The organism is Leminorella grimontii (assembly GCF_039789245.1).
GTDB classification, from domain to species: domain Bacteria; phylum Pseudomonadota; class Gammaproteobacteria; order Enterobacterales; family Enterobacteriaceae; genus Leminorella; species Leminorella grimontii.
Window position 1 is genome coordinate 3,147,537 of the sequence record NZ_CP146357.1, and the last position, 21,063, is coordinate 3,168,599.

Annotated in this window: 14 protein-coding genes and 1 riboswitch; of the genes, 6 read left to right on the forward strand and 8 right to left on the reverse strand. The window is 57.4% G+C overall.

Annotated features, from left to right (window positions below):
* Positions 1–52: 52 nt before the first annotated feature.
* The 3 genes from tolC to V8L73_RS14550 all read left to right on the forward strand — a co-directional run bounded on the left by tolC (position 53) and on the right by V8L73_RS14550 (position 3,555).
* Positions 53–1,402: an outer membrane channel protein TolC gene (gene tolC / locus V8L73_RS14540; protein ID WP_261832557.1), complete on the forward strand. Its 1,350-nt coding sequence runs from the start codon at positions 53–55 to the stop codon at positions 1,400–1,402.
* Positions 1,403–1,710: 308 nt separating this feature from the next.
* Positions 1,711–2,382 (forward strand): DUF1190 family protein, encoded by a 672-nt coding sequence (locus V8L73_RS14545; protein ID WP_036024058.1) that lies wholly within the window; start codon positions 1,711–1,713, stop codon positions 2,380–2,382.
* Positions 2,383–2,394: 12 nt separating this feature from the next.
* Positions 2,395–3,555: a glutathionylspermidine synthase family protein gene (locus V8L73_RS14550; RefSeq protein WP_261832558.1), complete on the forward strand. Its 1,161-nt coding sequence runs from the start codon at positions 2,395–2,397 to the stop codon at positions 3,553–3,555.
* 57 nt (positions 3,556–3,612) lie between these two features.
* Here the strand turns inward: V8L73_RS14550 and ygiD are convergent, their stop codons facing one another.
* Complete coding sequence (gene ygiD / locus V8L73_RS14555) at positions 3,613–4,395, reverse strand: 4,5-DOPA dioxygenase extradiol (RefSeq protein WP_347253323.1); 783 nt, start codon at positions 4,393–4,395, stop codon at positions 3,613–3,615.
* 294 nt (positions 4,396–4,689) lie between these two features.
* Here ygiD and zupT point away from each other — a divergent pair, with 294 nt between their 5' ends.
* Positions 4,690–5,454, forward strand: coding sequence for a zinc transporter ZupT (gene zupT / locus V8L73_RS14560; protein ID WP_347253324.1), 765 nt, complete (start codon positions 4,690–4,692; stop codon positions 5,452–5,454).
* Between the two features lie 67 nt (positions 5,455–5,521).
* Here zupT and ribB read toward each other — a convergent pair whose 3' ends face one another.
* Positions 5,522–6,175, reverse strand: a complete 654-nt coding sequence (gene ribB, locus V8L73_RS14565; protein WP_347253325.1) for a 3,4-dihydroxy-2-butanone-4-phosphate synthase — start codon at positions 6,173–6,175, stop codon at positions 5,522–5,524.
* Between the two features lie 106 nt (positions 6,176–6,281).
* A riboswitch (FMN riboswitch) is annotated at positions 6,282–6,456 on the reverse strand.
* A 151-nt stretch (positions 6,457–6,607) separates the two neighbouring features.
* Between ribB and ubiK the strand changes: the two genes are divergently transcribed.
* Entirely contained in the window at positions 6,608–6,859 is a 252-nt protein-coding gene (gene ubiK / locus V8L73_RS14570) for a ubiquinone biosynthesis accessory factor UbiK (protein ID WP_027274992.1), read from the forward strand.
* 34 nt (positions 6,860–6,893) lie between these two features.
* On the opposite strand, the gene yjeH is transcribed toward ubiK, so the two are convergent.
* The gene (gene yjeH / locus V8L73_RS14575) at positions 6,894–8,153 is read right to left on the reverse strand and encodes an L-methionine/branched-chain amino acid transporter (protein ID WP_347253326.1); all 1,260 of its coding nucleotides are present in this window, start codon (positions 8,151–8,153) and stop codon (positions 6,894–6,896) included.
* An 11-nt stretch (positions 8,154–8,164) separates the two neighbouring features.
* On the reverse strand, positions 8,165–9,592 hold the full coding sequence (gene hldE / locus V8L73_RS14580) for a bifunctional D-glycero-beta-D-manno-heptose-7-phosphate kinase/D-glycero-beta-D-manno-heptose 1-phosphate adenylyltransferase HldE (protein WP_027274994.1): 1,428 nt from the start codon (positions 9,590–9,592) through the stop codon (positions 8,165–8,167).
* A gap of 196 nt (positions 9,593–9,788) precedes the next feature.
* Here hldE and V8L73_RS14585 point away from each other — a divergent pair, with 196 nt between their 5' ends.
* Positions 9,789–10,727: a Kdo(2)-lipid IV(A) acyltransferase gene (locus V8L73_RS14585; RefSeq protein WP_347253327.1), complete on the forward strand. Its 939-nt coding sequence runs from the start codon at positions 9,789–9,791 to the stop codon at positions 10,725–10,727.
* Positions 10,728–10,766: 39 nt separating this feature from the next.
* Here the strand turns inward: V8L73_RS14585 and V8L73_RS14590 are convergent, their stop codons facing one another.
* The 4 genes from V8L73_RS14590 to fdrA all read right to left on the reverse strand — a co-directional run bounded on the left by V8L73_RS14590 (position 10,767) and on the right by fdrA (position 21,043).
* Positions 10,767–16,538, reverse strand: a complete 5,772-nt coding sequence (locus V8L73_RS14590) for an autotransporter outer membrane beta-barrel domain-containing protein (protein ID WP_347253328.1) — start codon at positions 16,536–16,538, stop codon at positions 10,767–10,769.
* A gap of 174 nt (positions 16,539–16,712) precedes the next feature.
* Positions 16,713–17,618, reverse strand: a complete 906-nt coding sequence (locus V8L73_RS14595) for a carbamate kinase (RefSeq protein ID WP_027274997.1) — start codon at positions 17,616–17,618, stop codon at positions 16,713–16,715.
* A 476-nt stretch (positions 17,619–18,094) separates the two neighbouring features.
* On the reverse strand, positions 18,095–19,360 hold the full coding sequence (locus tag V8L73_RS14600; protein WP_027274998.1) for a DUF1116 domain-containing protein: 1,266 nt from the start codon (positions 19,358–19,360) through the stop codon (positions 18,095–18,097).
* A 12-nt stretch (positions 19,361–19,372) separates the two neighbouring features.
* Positions 19,373–21,043 carry an acyl-CoA synthetase FdrA gene (gene fdrA / locus V8L73_RS14605; protein ID WP_347253329.1) on the reverse strand — a complete coding sequence of 557 codons (1,671 nt, stop codon included), beginning with the start codon at positions 21,041–21,043 and terminating at the stop codon, positions 19,373–19,375.
* Between the last annotated feature and the right edge of the window lie 20 nt (positions 21,044–21,063).

Consider the following 21,063-nt stretch of genomic DNA (forward strand, 5'->3'; position numbering starts at 1 on the left):
TTATGTCAGAGTCAGACAATACAACACGAGTGCTGTACAACAAGGATCGCCCATGAAAAAACTGCTTCCTTTGATTATTGGTCTTAGCCTGGGAGGCTTCAGTGCACTAGGTCACGCTGACGATCTCATGCAAGTCTATCAGCAGGCCAAAAGCAACAACCCCGATCTGCGCAAAGTAGAAACCGATCGCGATGCAGCATACGAAAAGATCAGCGAGTCCCGCGGCGCTCTGCTGCCTCAGTTAGGCTTGAACGCAGGCTATAACATCAACCGCGGCTATCGCGACAACAGCGGCAGCAAAAGCGACGTCAGCAGCGGCACGCTGCAGCTCAGTCAGACTATTTTTGACATGTCATTATGGCGTCAGCTCAACATCACCGAGAAACAGGCCGGCGTTCAGGACGTCGCCTATCAGGCCCAGCAGCAAACGCTGATTCTGGATACCGCCACCGCCTATTTCAACGTGCTTCGCGGCCTCGACATCTTATCCACCACGGAAGCGCAGAAAGAGGCGCTGTACCGTCAGCTGGATCAGGCTCGCCAGCGCTTTAACGTAGGCCTGGTCGCCATCACCGACGTGCAGAACGCGCAGGCGCAGTACGACCAGACCCTCGCCGACGAAGTCGTTGCCCGCAACAATTTGGAAAACTACCTGGAAGTGCTCCGCCAGATTTCCGGCATGTTCTATCCAGAGCTAAGCTCGCTCGACACGCAGCGTTTTACCACTAAGCGCCCGAACGACGTCAACAGCCTGCTGAAAGAGGCGGAAAGCCGCAACCTGAACCTGTTGACCGCACGCCTGGCGCAGGACGTCGCCCGCGAGCAGATTCGACTGGAACAAACCGGCCACATGCCGACCGTATCGCTCAACGCGTCAACCGGTATGTCCAACAACGACTATCGCGGCTCGGGCTCGATGAATAATCCCGATAGCATCAACGGCAACACTACCGCCGGCATTACGCTGAGCTTCCCGCTGTTTAGCGGCGGCCAAACCAGCTCCCGCGTAAAGCAGGCGCAGTATAGCTACGTCGGCGCTGGCGAAGCGTTGGAAAGCGCCCACCGCTCAATGATTCAGATCGTGCGTTCGTCCTATAACAACGTATCTGCCTCCATCAGCTCCGTAAGCGCCTATAAGCAAACCGTCGTTTCGGCGGAAAGCTCATTGGAAGCGACGCAGGCAGGGTATGACGTCGGTACTCGCACCATCGTTGACGTGCTGAATGCGACCACTACGCTGTATAACGCCAAGCAGCAGTTGGCCAATGCCCGCTACGACTATCTGATCAACCAGCTCAACATCAAGTATGCGCTGGGTACGCTAAACGAAAACGATCTGGCGACGTTAAACCGTACGTTAGGCAAGCCGACCACGACAATCCCAACGATCAAAACCAATTAATCGATCGTTTCATCTCGTTTGGATAAACAAGATCCCTGCTTCTAGCAGGGATTTTTTTATCCAGACGTAAAGCGAGAATTCGCGCACATTTTGCCAGATTGGGCATGAAAAAACGGCGAAAAAAAACATCTTTGCTTTAATTCATCGGCTATTTCGCCTATCCTACGGGGTGCTTAATTAAAGGGAATTTCCCCGCCATTTCCGCAGTGCTCGGCTAATGATGAATGCTTTTAAGCGCATTGTTAAAACGCCTTAATAGGTCGGCGTGGCGGTAATCAAACTTCGTATTTAACACCAGGATTGAAATCATGAAGCGCACAAAACACATTAACCGTGACTCCTTTCGCAAATCATTTCGCACCTATCGCCTTGCGCCGGTTGCGTTAGCGGTTAGCGCCGTATTTATGCTGTCAGGCTGTGAGCAGGCTGACGAAAGCGTTTCTTTATTCAAAGACGCTGAAGAATGTAAGCAGGTCAATCCGTCTCTGGCGGAGCAGTGCACCACGGCCTATAACACCGCACAGGCCGAAGCGGTTAAAACCGCGCCCAAGTACGCCAGCAGAGAAGACTGCGTGGCCGAATTCGGCGAATCCCAGTGCGTAGAAACGCCTGCACAAGCAGGCGTTGGAGCAACCAGCCAATCGTCTCACAGCACCTGGATGCCGCTGATGGCGGGCTATATGATGGGCCGCATGATGAGCGGCGGCTACGGTCAGTCACCGCTGTTTACCTCCAACTCGCCGAACAGCCCCGCGCGCGGCAAGTTCGTTGACGCGACCGGCAAGAGCTTTGGTAACGCCACTACCGGCAGGACGATGAAGGTAGACAAGAGCGCACTGGCGCCCAAGCCGGCCACCACGACTACGGTAACTCGCGGCGGCTTTGGTGAATCGGTTGCCAAGCAAAACGCGGCTACGCGCAGCACCAGCACCAGTTCAAGCTCCCGTTCAAGCAGCGGCAGCCGTTCTTTCGGTGGTTAAGGTCAACGCCTGATGATTCGTCAAACGATTAGCGAGCGCCCCAACTGGCGCGAGGTAGCTACCGAGTATGGCTTTAACTTTCATACTATGTACGGCGAGCCCTACTGGTGTGAAGACGCCTACTACCAGTTTACGCTGGCGCAGGTAGAAGAGCTGGAAAGCGCAACCGCCGAGATACACGAAATGTGCCTGCAGGTGGTTGAAAAAGTCGTCGACAGCGAAGAGCTGCTGACGCGCTTTTGCATTCCGAAACACTGCTGGGAATTCGTGCGCAGCTCCTGGAAAACCCAGCAGCCTTCGCTCTATTCCCGCCTGGATTTGGCCTATGACGGAAAAAGTCCGGCCAAGCTTTTGGAAAACAACGCCGATACGCCTACTTCGCTGTACGAAACGGCCTTTTTCCAGTGGATGTGGTTTGAAGACCAGGTCGCTGCGGGCAAACTGCCGCAAAACGCCGATCAGTTCAACAGCCTGCAGGACAAGCTGATTGAACGCTTTGCCGAGCTGAAGTCTCGCCACGGCTTTAACCTGCTGCACTTTGCCTGCTGTCAGGATACCGAAGAAGACCGCGGCACCGTCCAGTATCTGCAGGACTGCGCCGACGAAGCGGGGTTAGCCAACGAGTTCCTCTATATTGAAGACATCGGGCTTGGCGAGAAAGGCCAGTTTACCGATATGCAGGACCAGGTGATCGGCAATCTGTTCAAACTGTACCCGTGGGAATTCATGTTCCGGGAAATGTTCTCCACCAAGCTGACGGACGCCGGCGTTCGCTGGCTGGAGCCGGCCTGGAAGAGCATCATTTCCAATAAGGCGCTGCTGCCGATGCTGTGGAAGATGTTCCCCAACCATCCGAACCTGCTGCCCTCCTACTTCAGCGACGAGCCGCACCCGGAGCTTTCCCACTACGTGGTTAAGCCGCTGTTCTCTCGCGAAGGCGCCAACATCCGCATCGTGGAGAACGGTAAAGATGTCTGCAGCGTTGACGGCCCGTACGGCGAAGAAGGCTTTATCATTCAGCAGTTCCAACCGCTGCCGCGCTTTAACGACAGCTACACGCTTATCGGTAGTTGGCTGGTAAACGATGAGCCCTGCGGCATGGGAATACGGGAAGACCACAGCCTGATTACTCAGGATCTTTCCCGCTATTATCCGCATATTATTTTGGACTAACGTCGGGCTTAATATATCAGTACGCCCTGAACCTTCAGGGCGTACTCGTTTCTAAACCTACCCAACCCGCACCGACAGCATGCTAATCGCCGCCATATCGATACCGTCCAGCGGCACGCTGACCGCTTCGCCTTCCTGACGCGCCCCTAAAACGTACAGCAGCGGTAAAAAGTGTTCGGGCGTAGGGTTAGCCATTTTTGCATCCGGATGCTGCATAAAGTTAACTAAAGGATGAGGTTCTCCTTTTTCCACCAGTTGGCTGCGAACGAAGTTGTTAAATCGTACCGCCCAGTCATGGGGCTCGCCTTCGCCCTGCCACTTCACCGCCCTCAGGTTGTGCACTACGTTGCCGCTGGCGACGATCATCACCCCTTCGCTGCGAAGCTTAGCCAGCCTTTGGCCAAGCTGATAGTGGTAAAGAGGAGGCTGCGTGCCGTCCACGCTCAGCTGCACGACGGGAATATCCGCATCGGGATACATTTTTATCAGCACGCCCCAGGCGCCGTGATCCAATCCCCACTCGCTTCGGTCAAGGATCGTTTCGGCTGGCGCCAGCAGGTCCGCCACCCGCTCGGCCAGCGCGGGTGAACCGGCGGCCGGGTACTGCGTGTCAAACAGCGCCTGTGGAAAGCCGCCGAAGTCGTGGATCGTCCGGGGCTTTTCCATGGCCGTCACCGCCGTACCGCGCGTATACCAGTGAGCGGAAATCGCCAGCACCGCCTTAGGTTTAGGAAGGGTTTCTCCGAGTCGACGCCAGGCCTGCGTATACGCATTTTCTTCTAATACGTTCATCGGGCTGCCGTGTCCCAGAAAAAGAGCCGGCATTAAATAAGCATTCATCGCTAGGCCTCCATGATGGGTTTATACCGTTCGGTTGCGCCATGCCGGATAATCGGCTTTACTCAGTAAGGCGGGCGTACAACACGGTCATTCCGTACGCTCTCGTAATAGGGCTATTATTGGCCCTAATTGAACACTTTGATAGATAATAACTATGATGTTCTCTGTCAAAAAAAGTGAACAATCGGTTTTTAAATTCGCCTATTAAATAAATCGACTTCAACGTATTTGTTTTTGTTTATGGCTCTGTTAGATTTATGAATGATAATTATTATCATTTAAGGAAAGGTGTTTATGTCGGTTCCACTTATACTTACCGTACTCGCCGGAGGCTCAACCTTTATAGGGGCCTTTCTGGGCATTATTGGCCAAAAGCCCTCTAATCGCCTGTTGGCTTTTGCGCTAGGCTTCGCCGCCGGCATTATGCTGCTGATCTCACTCATGGAAATGTTGCCCGCTTCATTAGGCACGCCGGGCATGCCGCCGGTGCTAGGGTACAGCATGTTTATTCTGGGGCTGCTGGGGTACTTTTTACTGGACCGCCTGCTTCCGCACCAGCACGCTCACGACCTGATGCCGGGCCAAAAGCCCCCTCGTAACCTGAGACGCACCGCCATTCTGCTTACGCTCGGCATTAGCCTGCACAACTTTCCCGAGGGGATCGCCACGTTCGTTACCGCCAGCACCAACTGGGAGCTGGGGCTCGGCATCGCGCTGGCGGTTGCCATACACAACATTCCTGAAGGCCTGGCCGTTGCCGGCCCGGTTTATGCCGCTACCGGCTCGAAGTCGTCCGCTCTGCTGTGGGCCGGGCTGTCCGGCGTAGCGGAAATCGTCGGCGGCCTGTTTGCCTTTTTCCTGCTGGGGCCGAACGTTTCGCCGATTATCATGGCCGCAATAATGTCCGCCGTTGCGGGCATCATGGTCGCCCTGTCGGTCGATGAGCTAATGCCGCTGGCCAAGGAAATCGATCCCAACAATAACCCAAGCTACGGCATCCTTTGCGGCATGTCGGTCATGGGCCTTAGCCTGATGATGCTGCAGATCTGGACGATATAGAAGATAACTCAGGGGTATAGATAGACAAAAAGCCGCAGCTGCGGCTTTTTGTATTTACAGCGCTCGCTTACCCTGCCTTTTTGGCATGCAGCGCGATATAGGCCACCAGGTCTTCAATCGTTACGACCGGCATGTTGTGCTTTTTACCAAACTCAACCACCTGCGAACCGTTAGCCATGCTGCCGTCGTCGTTGGTAAGCTCACACAGAACGCCCGCGGGCTTAAAGCCGGCCAGCGTTACCAGGTCGATAGTCGCTTCAGTATGGCCGCGACGGGTCAACACGCCGCCAGGACGAGCGCACAGCGGGAACATGTGGCCCGGGCTGTGCAGGCTGGCCGGGGTCGCGTCGTCGGCAATCGCTGCTTTGATAGTCGTTACGCGGTCTTTGGCGGAAACGCCGGTAGTGACGCCTTCAGCGGCTTCAATGCTGATAGTGAACGCAGTTTGATAACGGCTGGAGTTGGCCGGCACCATCATCGGCAGCTTCAGGCGATCGCGCGTCTGTTCGTCAATGCAAAGGCACACGATGCCGCTGCCGTGGCGAATGGTCAGCGCCATTTGCTCAACGGTCATGGTTTGTGCGGCAAAAATCATGTCGCCTTCGTTTTCGCGGTTCTCGTCGTCAAGCACCATGACGCCGCGGCTTTCGCGCAGCGCGGCCAGCGCCGTTTCAACGCGCTCAATCGGAGTACCAAATTCGGAAAGTAGAGTCTGATTCATGGTAAAAATAACCTCTTAAAAATTGTGGATTACCAGAATCAGGGCAGCTTAGGAAGTCGGCAAATAGCCGAAATAACGAGAGGCAAGCGAACGCTTGACCCGTTACCGTTACTCTCTCCCATCCGGACTATAACCGTCGGCCCCGGAATTACACCGAGTCTGCTGACCTTTGGTTTGAATGAGCCAGGCTATACCAAACCAAAGCGCTCGCGGGCTTCCATAAAATCGACATTCTATGGTTTACCGCCGGTGGGGACTTTCACCCCGCCCTGAGAATAAGCGAAGCTACTATAGCGCTTATCACAGGCAGGAGCAACGTTTGCGAAAACGCAGACACCGAATCAGTAAATGGTTATACTCACATCAGGCCGCGTCCCGCCGCCGTTGAACGCTGAGAAAAGAGACGCCATCAACTTCATAAAGGATAGCCCGATGATCGATCCGCAAAAAATTGAACAAATCGCCAAGCAGATTCACGAGTCCATGCCGAAAGGCATTCGCGAACTGGGCGATGAAGTCGAAAAGAAAATCCGTCAGGGACTACAAAACCAGCTCGCCAAGCTGGACGTGGTAAGCCGTGAAGAGTTCGATATTCAAACTCAGGTGCTGTTAAGAACCCGCGAAAAGCTAACCGCGCTGGAAAAGCGCCTTGCGGAACTGGAAGCAAAAAGCCGCGAAGAGTAACGCCTTTTTCGACGCCTAGCGAAGTCCTGCTCCGTTAGGCGTTCTTACGTTCGAAAGCCTTCTTGCCTCTCGGTAGAACAAGCCAGAGCGCCGCAAATACCGCTACCGCATACAGCACCTTCCAGCCAATCATCGCTAAAAGCAACAGGCACAGCACGCTGCCAAGTATCGACATCAGCCTGGCTCGCCCCTTCAAAAGCCGACAGCCCGACAGCATGCACAGCAGATAGATAAAGACGAAGATGCCGTTGGCATAAACGATAAGGGCATCCAGAGGAAGCGCCAGCCAATGCGCCAGCAGAGAAGAAACCAGACAGCACGCCAGAACGACCGTTAAAGCATTGAGCGGGGAGTGCGAGCGGGAAAGCTGCGCCAACCAGGCCTTGGGGCGATGCTCATAGCTCTGCGACCACACCAGCCGGGCGAAGCTCTGGGTGTAGATATTCAGGCTGGCGAAGCAGGCCAAATAGCCAATAATGCAGGCAATCCACAGCCCGTGGCTGCCGAACAGCTTCACCACGATAGACGGTAGCGACGCCGCGGCGGCCATCTCGCCGCCAAACGCGCCGAACGCCAGCACCGCCACGGTGCATCCCCAGTACACTGCGCCCGCCAGCAGCAGGCCAATAAGCAGCGCTCGGGGGAAGTCCCGCTCGGGGTGACGAAACTCCGCCGCAAGGTGAGCAAACGCCTCAAGCCCAACGAAGCACCAGAACATCACCGCCAGAGCGTCAAACAGAGCCCCGCCGGACATCGACGCGGGCGCCGGCCAGGCGACGGTGGTCGGCGTAATGCCGCCGCGCCACCAGATGGCGACAATCATCGCCACGATCAAAACGGCAATCAGCACCTGGACGTTGGCGCTCGAGCCAGCGCTACGCATGCCGAGCAGCCAGATTATCAGAAGCGTAGCTACCTGCACCATCAGCAGGCCGAACTCGCTAAAACCAAAGGCCGCCTGCCAGAAGCCGGAGGCTATTTGCAGCGCAGCGGGCAGGCCGACGGGAATGACGGACAAAAACAGCCATCCGGTCACCTTGGCCATGTGCGGGCCAAACGCCAGGCTGACGAAATGCGCCGCGCCGCCGGCGTTAGGAAAGTGACGCCCCAAAGAGGCAAACGCGATGGCAATCGGAAATACCAAAACGATCAGAATCGGCCACGCCCACAGGCTGCCTCCGCCGGCGACCTGCGCCGCCAGCGCCGGAACGGCGAACACGCCGGTCCCCAGTAAAGACGTAGACAGTAGCCCGATACCCTGAACCAGCCCCAGTTCCTGCTTTAATCCGCTCATATCGTGGCGTACTAACCGCGCTCCCTGATAGTTTTAATAATGTTGCTGGTCGAACATCCATCCTCAAAGTTCAACACCCGAACGTCACCGCCTGCGGCCCAAACCTCTTTGCTGCCGGCAATGTCTTCCGGCCTGTAGTCGCCGCCCTTCACTAGCAGGTCGGGAAGAACGTCGGCGATCAGACGCTGCGGCGTATCCTCTTCAAAAGAGACCACCCAGTCAACGGACTCCAGGGCGGCCAAGACGATCATTCGCTGCGCCAGCGGGTTGACCGGCCTGGTCTCCCCTTTAAGCCTGCGGGTCGACGCATCGCTGTTAACCGCGACAATGAGCCTGTCCCCCAGCTTGCGGGCGTTAGCCAAATAGGAAACGTGCCCGGCGTGCAGAATGTCAAAACAGCCGTTGGTCATCACCACTCTTTCGCCGCGGCGGCGGGCGTTAGCGACCGCCTGCTTAAGCTGGGCCTCGTCCATAACGCCAAAGCCGGTGTCGGCGCGGCCGCGGATCGCGTTTTCTAACTCAATAGGGGAAACGGTCGACGTCCCCAGCTTGCCGACTACCACGCCGGCCGCCGCATTGGCCATAAAGCAGGCCTCTTCCAGAGAAAGCCCGGAAGCCAGGCTGGCGGCAAGTACGCCGATAACCGTATCGCCGGCGCCGGTAACGTCATACACTTCCTGCGCCTGCGTCGGCAGGTGGAACGGCTCTTTCCCCGGCTGCAAAAGCGTCATGCCGTTTTCCGAGCGGGTAACCAGCAGCGCGCTGAAATCAAACCGAGCAATCAGCTCCATACCGCGCGCCACCAGCTCTTCTTCGCTCTTGCAGTGCCCTACCACCGCCTCAAACTCCGACAGGTTCGGCGTCAGCAGCGTCGCGCCGCGATAGCGTTCAAAATCAGAACCCTTCGGATCGATAAGCACCGGCACGCCCGCCTTGCGTCCCAGAGCAATCAGTGACTGGACGCAGTTCAGCGCGCCTTTGGCGTAGTCCGAAAGCACCAGTGCGCCCAGCTTGGGCAGCGCCTGCTGCACGCGATCGAGCATCGGCTGAGGGTCTACGTTCTCAAACCCTTCTTCAAAGTCCAGACGCAAAAGCTGCTGGTTGCGCGACAGCACGCGAAGCTTAGTGATGGTTGGGCACGAGGGCACCGTGACAAAGTCGCAGCGCACGTTGACGTCGCTCAGGCGCGTGCTCAGCACACGGGCCGCTTCGTCCATCCCGGTTAGCCCCACCAGGCGGGAACCGCCGCCCAGCGCCGCAATATTCATCGCCACGTTCGCCGCGCCTCCGGGCCGGTCTTCCACCGTATTCACCTTAACGACCGGTACCGGCGCTTCCGGCGATATGCGGCTGGTCGGCCCGTGCCAATAGCGGTCAAGCATAACGTCGCCCACCACCATAACGTTGGCGCGACTAAAATCGGGTAACATGACTTTCATCCCAAACTCCAAAAACGAGGACAGCGTGAATGGCAAAAGTTTATCATAACCTCGCCTAACGCTGCGCTTCTTTAATTATTTGAACGCGTCATGCTTAGATTCCGGGTGCGCCTAAACAATAATCAATTTGGCCCAAAATAGGCATTAAATGAAAATATAGTTACACTAAGCGGACTGTTTTCAATAAACTTTCGTTATGGCAAAGAATCACGTTCACCCACACTTTACTCACGACCTTTTGCATCCGCGCTACTGGACTCTGTGGCTGGGCATCGGTGCGCTATACGCCGTTACGCTATTGCCCTATCCGGTTATCAACGCCTTAGGCAGAAGAATTGGTCGTCTAGCTATGCGCCTGATGAAGCGAAGAAAGGCAATTTCGCGTCGTAATCTTGAGCTTTGTTTCCCTGACGACAGCGAGTCACAGCGGGAAGAATGGCTGATTCGAAACTTTGAATCGACGGGCATGGCCATTTTAGAAACCGGCATGGCCTGGTTTTGGCCAGACTGGCGCATTAAGCGCTGGAGCAAAGTTCAGGGCTACGACTACCTGCTGAAAGCAGCGCAGGAAAAGCGCGGCGGCATCGTTATCGGCATCCACTTTCTCACGCTGGAGCTGGGGGCGCGAATTATCGGCCTTTATACGCCAGGCGTCGGCGTTTACCGCCCGCACGACAACCGTCTGATGGACTGGCTGCAAACCTGGGGCAGGCTGCGCTCCAACAAATATATGCTCGACAGGCGCGACATTAAGGGCATGATCCGCTCGCTAAAGCAGGGCGAGCTGCTGTGGTACGCGCCGGATCACGACTACGGCCCGCGCAACAGCGTATTTGCGCCGTTTTTCGCCGTTGAAAAAGCGGCCACCACGATCGGCACCAGCATTCTGATGCGCGCGGCAAATCCGCAGCTCATTCCCTTTACGCCAATGAGAAATCGCGACAACAGCGGCTATACGGTGGTTATTGACGCGCCGCTGGAAGGCTTCCCGATGGACGACCAAACGGCAGCGGCGGCCTTTATGAATCAGGCGATTGAAAAGCAGATCGCCATCGCGCCAGAGCAGTACATGTGGCTTCACCGCAGGTTCAAAACGCGCCCGGAGGGCGAGCCTTCGCTGTATAAGTGCGCCTGACTACCAGGGGACGGATACCGTCCCTCTGCCTGTTTCCGCCTAAAAACGGTACCTGACGGCCAACGACGCGGACGTGTCGCTATATCCATCGTCGCCCAACCGCTGTCCTATATTTCCCCATAAATCCCATCGGGCGCTCAATGCGCCCTTGACGCCGACTTTTAGCTCGCCAACGTTGCGATCGCCCTGCTGCCGAACCGCTACGCCGTCCAAGGCTACCGCCGTCGGTTTTCGGTTATACAACCAGTTGGCCTCGACATAGGCGGTAAACCGCGCCGCATCGCCTCTATCCTCACGGCTTACGCCTCGGCGAGAAAGCTCGACGCCGACCCGCGTCTGGAGCGCATCATCGTTCAGGCTCTTAACGACGGTGCCATTACTCTCCGTATGGTCGTCGGCCTTAATGCCGCTCCACACTGCCTGAAGCTGAGGCGTCAGCGCCAGCTCGCCGGTTGCGCTTTCGCTAACGACGTAGCGATAGCCGGATTCCACCGACGCGCTGTAGCCGTTAATGTTATAGCGCTCATCGGATAACCCCTGACCGCCCACGCTGGCCTTGAACCAGCTATACTGCAGCCAGGCGTCAAGGTAAGCCCCGCGCTGCGCTGCGGCGTTCTGCCGCCAGGTGCTGTAAATGCCGGTTGAATAACCGTTCAGCGAACCTTTGGCGTCATAGCCGCTCATCGTCGATCCGGTACTGCTGCTGGTATGGCCGTACCCCGCCATTATGCCGCCGGACAGGCTGCCTTCACCACCGACCGGCAAGGAAAACAGGTCGCCGCCGCCCTGAACGACATAGCGATTAGTCTGAGTTCGCAACTGCCCGCTATCATCGCGAGAACGCGTATGGCCGCCAACCTGCCGTAGCCACATGCCGCCGTTTTTCTCACCGATGTTTCTATCCGTCAGGCGAAGCGCAAACAGCGTACCGGCGGCTGCGGCGTTAGCCACATAGCTTCCTGCTTCCGGCCTGACGACGGCGTCTTGCTGATTAAGAACCGAACGCAAATACCAGTTTCTGTCGTTCTCGCTCGGCGTTCCCCGATAGAGAAAGTAGTCATAGGCACCGGCCACGGGGCGATTGGCCAACGTAAAGACGCCGTCCGACTTCCCTGCGACGGATACAATCTGGATGCCGTTAACCGTATGTCCGCCCTTTCCCCCCGCGTTATTCACCACAACCGACGTGCTGCCGCCGCTGTCGCCTAAAATAACCAGCCGGTCGGTCGCCGAATCGTCGCCCGCCAGCGCCGCGCTCAGCGCTAACGCACCGCCTTCGCCAAGGTAGTTGCCTTTCACTATCAGGCGGCTGTCGGGGTCTACGCTCGCCATCACAATCCGGCCCGCGTTATTTAAATCACCGCCGACGGTAAAGCTGCCGGTTTGCCGATCGGCAAATTCAGGCAGCGCATCGGCCACCGCCAGCGTCCCTCGGTTGTTAACGCTGCCGTTCACCTGCCCGTAGCCACCGAGCGTTGCACCGGCCAAAACGTCTATCTTGCGGCTGTCCAGCGTAACGTCGGGATGGCCGTCGTCGCCGACAATCAGCGTCCCTTCGCTGACCGTGGTGTCGCCCTGATAAGACTGGCTTTGGCTGAACGTTAGCGCCCCGGTGCCCATCTTATTTACTACGCCTTCGCCGCTGACAGCGCCAAGATACCGTACGTCGTCAGCGCGATTGAAGGTCAGTATGCCGTGGTTGACGATATTTCCGGCGACGCTGCCGCTATTGCCGCCGGCGCCCAGCCGCAGCTCGCCGCCGTTAATGACGGTATCGCCGCTGTAAGTGTTGTTGCCGGTAAGGGTAAGCAGATTGCTTCCCGCCTGCGTTACCTGCCCGCTGCCGCTAATCGTACCGCCGTAGGTCAAATCGCTGCTGCGATTAAAAACCAGCGCCGCGTCGTTGACGATGTCGCCGATGACGCCGCCCGTCGAGCCGCCTTCGCCGAGCTGAAGAACGCCTTCAGCTACCGTAGTCGTTCCGACAAAGTCGTCGTCTGCGCTTAAAATCAGCGTACCGTCGCCGGTCTTTTTCAAACTACCCAACCCGCTAATTTGGCCGGAAAACAGCGTCGTTCCCCCTTCGTTGTGCTGCGTCAACAGCCCTTGACCGAGGATTATCCGCCCGGAACCGTTCAGTTGATGGATAAGCTGATCGGCTTCGCCGGTTATCAGCATAGCGCCGTCACTAATTTGCACCCGCGCGCTGTCGGCAACGGCATTTTCTGCCTCCAGCCGCAAAATGCCGCCCTGAATCAGGGTGTCGCCGGTATACTGGTTTTGCTTTGACAGCACCAGTGTGCCCTGCCCGGCCTTGGTCAAAGACTTACCGTCCCAGCCCGTGGCGCCGTTTTCCGCGACGTCCAGCAGCACGACGCCCAGATTAAAAAACTCCCGCTGGTCGCTTAGCGTAAAGGTGCCGTGCGCCTTTTCCGGCGTGCTGGTATAGCCTTCATACCAGGTCAGGCTCAGGCCGATATCGTAGTTCTGCCGAAGAGGATCTACGCCGCCGGTAAACGTCACGTAGTCAACCGGCGACGCTGCGCCGCCCATGCTGATGGAGGAAAAGTCGCCGGACAGCCGTCCCGGCGCGGAGGTGCCTATCACCTGAAACGCCGCCCGTCCCATACTCGCCACGTTGTTGGTTGGCGATAGAGAAAGCACGCCCAAAACAAACGTCGAGTCGCTCCCCAACGCGGCCGAATTGGCGCTGATAATAGGTTGAGAGACGCCGGAATTACCGTCGGCCAAAAGGCTTAATTGGCCGTTCATCGTAAACTGGCCGCCAACGTCCAGGCGGGCGCTTCCCTCTATCGAAGTCGTCGCGCCGCTTTGGGTAACGACGTCGCTAATAACGGAGAATTCTCCCTGCTGGGCAAACGCCAGCTCGCCGGAGTTAACCTCCACGCGGCCCATGGAGGAGTTATCCCCGGTCAACATTGCGGCAGCGCTGCCGTCCTGAATCAGCGTTCCGCCGCCGGCAAACGTATTGCCCATGGAGCCGGGAGAGAGAAAGCTCAGCGTTAGCGTGGCATCGTTTGTGACTACGCCGCTACCCAGTGCGTTTGCGCCGTTAAGAATAAGCGCGCCGCCATTAATCCACGTTCCGCCGCTATAGTCGCTGTCGCCTGAAAGCGTTAGCGCCCACGTCCCCTCTTTAATAAATGCCCCGGTTCCGGAGATTGCACCGGCAAACAGCGCATCCGTACGCGCGTCCACCGTTAGCGTAGCGCTGCCTAAAACAACGCCGCCGCTCCCGGTCAAATCGCCTATGCGCTGGGAAAAGCCGTTCAGATTCAGCGCGCCGTCACCGTCGATAGACACGTCGGAGCCACCGAGCGCGTTCGCAATGCCGGTTTCCACCGTTCCCTGATTAATCAGCGTTGGCCCACCGTAGGCGTTCACCTGAGAAAGCACCAGCGTTCCCGCCCCCTCTTTAGTTAACGTTTTGCCGTCCCAGCCGCTGGCAAAGACGCCGCTGCGGTCGCCCAAGGCGACGTCGACGTTAAAACGATCCGCGGCGTTCGCCAGCGTAAAAATGCCGTTGCCGTTTTGCTCATCGGCAAGCCAGGTCAACTCAAAGCCCACGCTGTAGTCCTGTCCGTTAGCGCTCTTTCCTCCATAAAGCAGAACGTAGTCAACGCTGCTGTTCGCGCCGCCCAGATTAACGGAAGCGAAATCGCCGCTGATGCCGCCCGCGGCGGCAGTATGAATCAGGGTGTATTGCGTCGACGTTAGCGCACTGGCGGTATTCGGCACGTTAGGCCCCAAACCGGTCACGTTTAACGCGCCGTCGAGGCTAGCGATATTGGCGTTAATCAGCGGATCGGCGCTGCCTAAAGCCAGATTTAGCGTTGAGCCGGACGACTGGGTAAATTGCCCGTTCACCGCCAGCGACGCCGTATCGGACAGGCGGGTGGCCGCACCCGAGGCGGTCATATAGTTGCCGGCGGTGGTAAAGACGCCGCTTTGCGCTAACGCCAGCTCACCGCCTAAAACGCTTAAGTTTTGTACGCCGGAACCTGCTCCGGTCAACGACAGCGAACCGGTACCCGCTTTAGTAAACGTGCCGTCGCCGCTGAGGGTTCCGGTTACCGTATTCGTTGACGACGTCGTCACTATCCCGCCCTGGCTGCCAACAGTCACGTTATGGTTCAGGCTGAAAGAGTCCAGCAGCGACAGCGTCGCATTGGCATGGTTTAGGGTGACGTCGCCGGCGTCATTGCCAAGGCTCTCGCTGCGCCCTATCGCCAGCGTCCCCGCGTTGATTAGCGTTCCGCCGCTGTAGGTGTTCACTCCCGTTAGCGTAATCAGCCCGTCGCCGGTTTTCTCTAACGCATAGCCGCTACCGCCGTCGCCAATCGTTCCGCTAATAGTGCCGGTATAGCCGGAAAATACCGCCGTCACGCGCGCATCGCCGGTCATCGTCACCGGGCCGGTGACATTCGGGCCGCTGTCGAGGCGCAAAGCGCCGAGTCGACCGAATCCCGGATCGTCCCACCCTTGTCCTTCAATATACAGGGCGCTGCTAAAGTTCCCTGAACTGCCGAACCACAGCGTGCTGTTGTTTTCTACAAAATAGTGCGCCAGGGGCGCCGGGCTGGACGAACCGATGCGCAGGCGCACGTTGTTGCCGACGACGATGTTGCCGTAAAACTCGCTGTCGCCGTTACTAAACGAATAGTAGGACTCGCCCCTTACGCCGGTGCCTTTAAACAATAAAACGCCGCTGCCGAAGACGCGATCCGTTAAGTCCAGAGCGCCGTCAGAACGGAAGAAAGAGACGACGCCGTCAGCCTGAATGTGCGCCTGCTGTAAATCCCCCACGATCCCGCCGTCGCCTATTTGAAGCTCTGCGCCCAAGGCAACCTCCACGTTGCCGCTATTTGCATTCAGATTCCCCGTCAGCGTCAGCTTTCCCTGATTAACGGAAATGGAGGGAGATGAATTTCCCATATACACATCTCCCGCCAGAGTCCATGCCAGTCCGTTCATTTCTAATGACGAAAAGCCCGAAATCACGCTGCTTACGCCGCCGATACTGCCGCTTCCCGCCAAAACGATGCGGTTACCGGTCCCGCTGCTGTTGACGTCGCCGACAACCGTAGCGCCGTCGTCCAACAGCAACAGGTTGTTATTACCGCTGATATCAACGGCGGTTCCCGCCGTTCCTAATATCATTCCCTGATTAATGACCGTATGGCCGCTGGAAGCGATATGTACGCCGGCGTTTCCGGCAATGATGCCGCTACTTTGGTTAGTAAACGTAGAAGCGGTATCGGTCGTTATCTCAAGCCCCACGCCCGACCCCTCAATGCGTCCCGCATTGCTTAACGAATAGCCGCCGGACGAAAACAAAATCCCGGTGCTGCCAACAATGGAGCCTCCCGCCTCATTAACGATTGAACCGCCGTTAAGCAGGGCTATACCGACGCCGCCGGCCGAAATGCTGCCGCTGTTGGTAATTTGCGCCCCATTGTTGGTTGCTGAAAGCAGGTGAATGCCGTCTGCTGCGGCAACCACGCTGCCCTGAACGTTCAATTGCCAATTTTGCGAGCTATCGCCGTCAATGCCGTTGCCTGCAGCGGTCTGGATGAGTGAACCGTTCGGCAGCACAAAGTCAAACTCGCCGGGAGCGAACGACTGAAGCGTAATCGTGGAGGAAGAAGAAGGAAGCGCTGTTTCAGCACCAACGAGAGGCGAAGCAAAGCCGATTGAAATCAGCACCGCCAGCGCTAAAGGCGATACTGCGAAAGCCGCTGATAAATCGGTCCTGTTTATACGTTTTTTACCTTCATAACTATGCCGCATTGTTTATCCAGAGATAAAAAGCTCCATATATGAAGCGTAGATACAATGAGGGGGTTTTCAAACGGCGGCAGATAAAAAAGCGAAGCCCGAATAGAGAGTTAGTTTTTTGTTGATAAAAAAGCCTCTGATTACAGAGGCTCATTTTGGAAAGGTTATAAAACGCTTTTCACCTCGCTAGGCTAAGCGAATGCAGGTGCCCTTTTCTTCGCGAACGATCGCCAAGGCGTCCTTCAGCGCACCGATAAACGCCTTTTTGCCCGTCTTCTCCACGAACTCAATGGCCGCTTCGGCTTTCGGCCCCATGGCGCCGTCCGGCGCGGCGAAAGGCCTCAGCTCGTCAGGCGTAACCTGGCGCAGCGCTTTGGCCTGCGGCGTGCCCCAGTCCTGATAAACCGCATCGGCGTCGGTCAGGATCATCAGGTACTCCGCGTTCAGCTCACGCGCTAGTAGGGAAGCGACCAAGTCTTTGTCGATCACCGCCTCAACGCCCCTGTATCCCTCTTCCCCTTCAATCATGGGAATACCGCCGCCGCCGCAGCAGATAACAATATGTCGCTTATCGAGCAGCAGCCTGATGGCTTCGCTATCCTGAATGCTTTGCGGCGCAGGAGAAGGCACAACCCGACGCAGGTAGTTGCCGTCAAGCTTCATCTGCCAGCCGTACTGGCGCTCAAGATCCTTCTGGCGCTCCGGCTCGTAGACCGGGCCAATATACTTGCTGGGCGTGTCGAAGGCAGGATCGTTTTTATCGACCACGACGCGCGTCAATATCGTCGATACCGGGCGCGCATTCGCATTTTGCGACAGCCGCTGCGCCAGCATATAGCCGATCATGCCCTGACTTTCCGCGCCGAGAATGTCCAGTGGATAAGACGGCACCGCTTCATACGCCAGGTTTTGCAGCGCCAGTAGCCCAACCTGCGGCCCGTTGCCGTGCACAATCACAATGCGATAGTGTTCGGCCAGCTCGCCTATTGCGCTGGCTATCTTAGCGATACTTTTATACTGATTATCGGCGGAGAGTACTTCTCCCCGCTGGAGTAACGCGTTACCCCCTAAAGCAATCACTAGTGTTTTCATTTGAGTGCTCTTTTTATAAGTCCGTTTTGTTGAGAAAGGCATAACATCAGCCAATTGATAAACAATCCTAATCAAGCTCAGCGGATATTCCGGCCGAAAATACACTGTGCTAATATAGCCACCGTGCTCGGCCGGAAGGGCGCCTGTATTAAGCTTGGGTGTGCGGCGGGCCTAGCCCTCCTACGGGCCGTTATGAAGCCCTTCGGGTTTCACCCATCAGTGCCAGCGCAAGCGCTGTTCAAACTGGCTTTGCCGGTTTGTCGTTGGCTTACGCCAAGTCGACCCCAACGGACAACGCCTTTAGGCGTTGAACAACACAACGTGTTGGCCCGTAGGGCGAGCGAAGCGAGTAACCCTCTCCCGCCGTTTGACGCCGTAAATCATTTAGAACCTATTTAGCTAAAAACTAGCCTTCCTATTTCACCGAACTCTCTATCAGCCCACTCAGAGTGATAGAGAGTCTAAGGACAAGCCGCTTACGCCTTGATGTTCATCTTCTCGGCCAGCGCTTCGAGCGCCTTCTCGAAGCAGGCTAACGGCGCGCGTACGGTGCCGGCGCCAATCTGGCCTACGCCCGCTTCGCGGTGGGCGATGCCGGTGTTGATAAGCGGCGTAATGCCGGTTTCAACAACGCGAAGCACGTCCAGACCGATACAGGCGCCCTGGAAATCCCAGGTAGGAATTTGCAGCATTCCATTACGCTCGAGGTAGATTTCGCCCATTTCTTCCGTCACCTCCAGCGCGGCGCTAATTCCGCCGCCGGCGCCGACAAACCGGGTAACGCCCGGAGCGGCAACCATGGCCGCGCCGCCGATGCCGAAGGTTTCCGTAATGGCGCTATCGCCGATGTCCGGGTTGGCGTCCGCCTGGCTGTACCCGGTAAAGAACAGGCCTTCCGGGGTATTAACCGGCGCGGTGAACCAGCGATCGCCTAATCCGCTAACCTTGATGCCGAAGTTTTCGCCGTTGCGCGTCATCACCGTCACGACGCTGCCTGCTTCTATTTGTGCGCCCGCGTCCATTGCGGCCTTACAGTAGGCCATCGCCAGATTGAGGAAGAACTGGTCCGTCACGCTCAGGAACTGCATCACTTCCGCCAGCTGCGCTTTTTCGCGCGCAAGCAGGGTGATTTTCGGCGCCAGGGTGCGCATCAGCAGCGCCGAAGCGGCGATGTTACGCTGGTGGAATTCGTCGCCCATCGTAATGGCCTGCGCCATCACTGCGGTGAGGTCAATCCCGCCTTCAATCGCCTGCAGCGCTTCGCTGAGCACCGGCGCCAGCGTATCGCGCATCCAGCGAAGGCGAGCCTGTACCTCTTCGTTGTAGGCGCCAAAGCGCATTACCTTACCGATGCCTTCGTTCAGGTTGCAGTAGGAGCGGTTGCCGTGAACCTTGTTCTCCACCACCAGCATCGGCATATTGGCTGAAGTAATGCCGCCCATCGGCCCTACCGCGTCGACGCTGTGGCAGGGTAAAAACTCAACGCCGCCGCCGTTTAGCAGGCTCAGCGCCTCTTCCTCGGTTTTTGCCCAGCCTTCAAACAGGCAGGCGCTGATGCAGGCGCCGCGCACCGGGCCGCTCATTGCCGCCCAAGTAACCGGCGGGCCCGCGTGCAGCAGCTTGCGGCCTTCCTGCAGAGTAGGAATAACCTGCTTTGCCGGCTTTACGTCCAGCCAATGGGGACGCGCTTCTTTGATACGCTCGATGACCGCTGCGTTAGCTTCTTGAATAGATGCGTACATAAAAAAGACCTCTTATTGCATTTGTTTTAATAGGTTGGCCAGCTTGCGGTTACCGCCAGCGATAGGGGCCCACTGGTAGTGCACAACGGGTACGCCGGCAGACTGCAAATCTTCGGCAAAGCTACGCAGTCCGGCGTTAATGACGGCCACGCCGTTTAACAACGGCGCCGACTCATCGGCCTGACGATTCCCTTCGGACTCGATAAGACCGTGGCTCAGCATGGCGGCCTCCGGCAGGGTATCGACGACGGCAATTCCCGCCGCCCGCAGCGCCTCGATTTGCGCCGATCTGACCTGAGGATCCTGTTCGGTCCCGGTTACCGTCGCGATAACGGCCAGAGGATTCGCTTCCCCACGGCGATCGCGGGCCTTGTTCACCGCGTCAACCAGAGAGCCGGTTGGGTCCTGCTGTGCGCCATAGCCAATTACAACGTCCAGCAGAAGAACGCCGACGTCGGGGCGATTCGACAGATTGACGATTTCCTGATTGCGGGTTGAGGGGTCGATCATCGGGTGAGGTTTGCCCTGCGTGTAGAAGTCATCGCCCAGGTCGATAATCTTATGCCCGTCGGCGTCCAGCATCGTGCCGCGATCGTGTTTACTGTCGACCTCAGCGCCAAGGCGCTCGGCCAGCAGCATGGCCACCTCAACGGCCAGCGTGCCGCCGGTATACAGCCCGACGATCTTTTTACCCTTCACGGCAGGAAGGCTTTCCGCCTGCTCCTGAACGCGGGCCAGCGCGGCCGCCAGGCGCGCCGCTTCGTCCAGCGTATCGGCCAGATAAACGTTGCCATCGCGCGTCTCGCCGTGCTTAACGCCCAAAAACAGCGTAACGATGGGCTTGTTGATTTGCTTCATCGCGCTGAATACGCGCTGTCGCACGGCTTCGGCCGGCGGTTTGGAAACGAACAGCAGCACTTTGCTTTGCTCGTCCTTGGCCAGCATGTCCAGCGCGGTCAAAGCGCTGATGCCGCCGACGTCGGCGGAAAGGTCGCGACCACCCAGACCTATCGCATGGCTAATGCCTTGCCCGGCCAGCGCAATCTGAGAGGCCAGCTCCTGAATCCCGGTGCCCGACGCGCCGATAATGCCGATCCGCCCCTTAGGCAAAACGTTGGCAAACGCCAGCGGCGCGCCGGCGATCATCGCCGTTCCGCAGTCCGGCCCCATGACGATAAGCCCTTTATCGCGCGCTTTGGTTTTCAGCGCGACTTCCTGCTCGATAGACACGTTATCGGAGAAAATCATCACGCTTTTGCCGCGATCCAGCGCCTTGTCGGCCAGCTCGGCGGCGTATTCGCCGGCAATGGAAATCAGCAGCAGGTTCGCGTCGGGCAGCTTTTGCTCCGCGCTGTCCCAGCGGCGCGCTTTTAGGAGAGACTTGCCGCCCTTCTGCCCTTGCGCAATCGCAGCCAGCGCTTCGTCCAGCTGTTCGCTGACGTACTGCGTCAACGCGCCGTCGCCGTTGTCCTCAGCCTTGATGGCCACGCAGATGTCGTTCGGCGTCGCTTCATCGAACATCGCGTGCCAGAAGCCGGTATTGGTCAATAACGACTTGTTGGCCGGCGTCCCCATCATTACGGAAACTTCATCAACGCGAGGAAGCTCGCTTAACTTCCGGGATATCAGCATCAGGCTGACCGAGTCCTGAAAACTGCCCTTTTTTATAAAAGCATGGATCATAGATAGGCCCTTTATCGTAA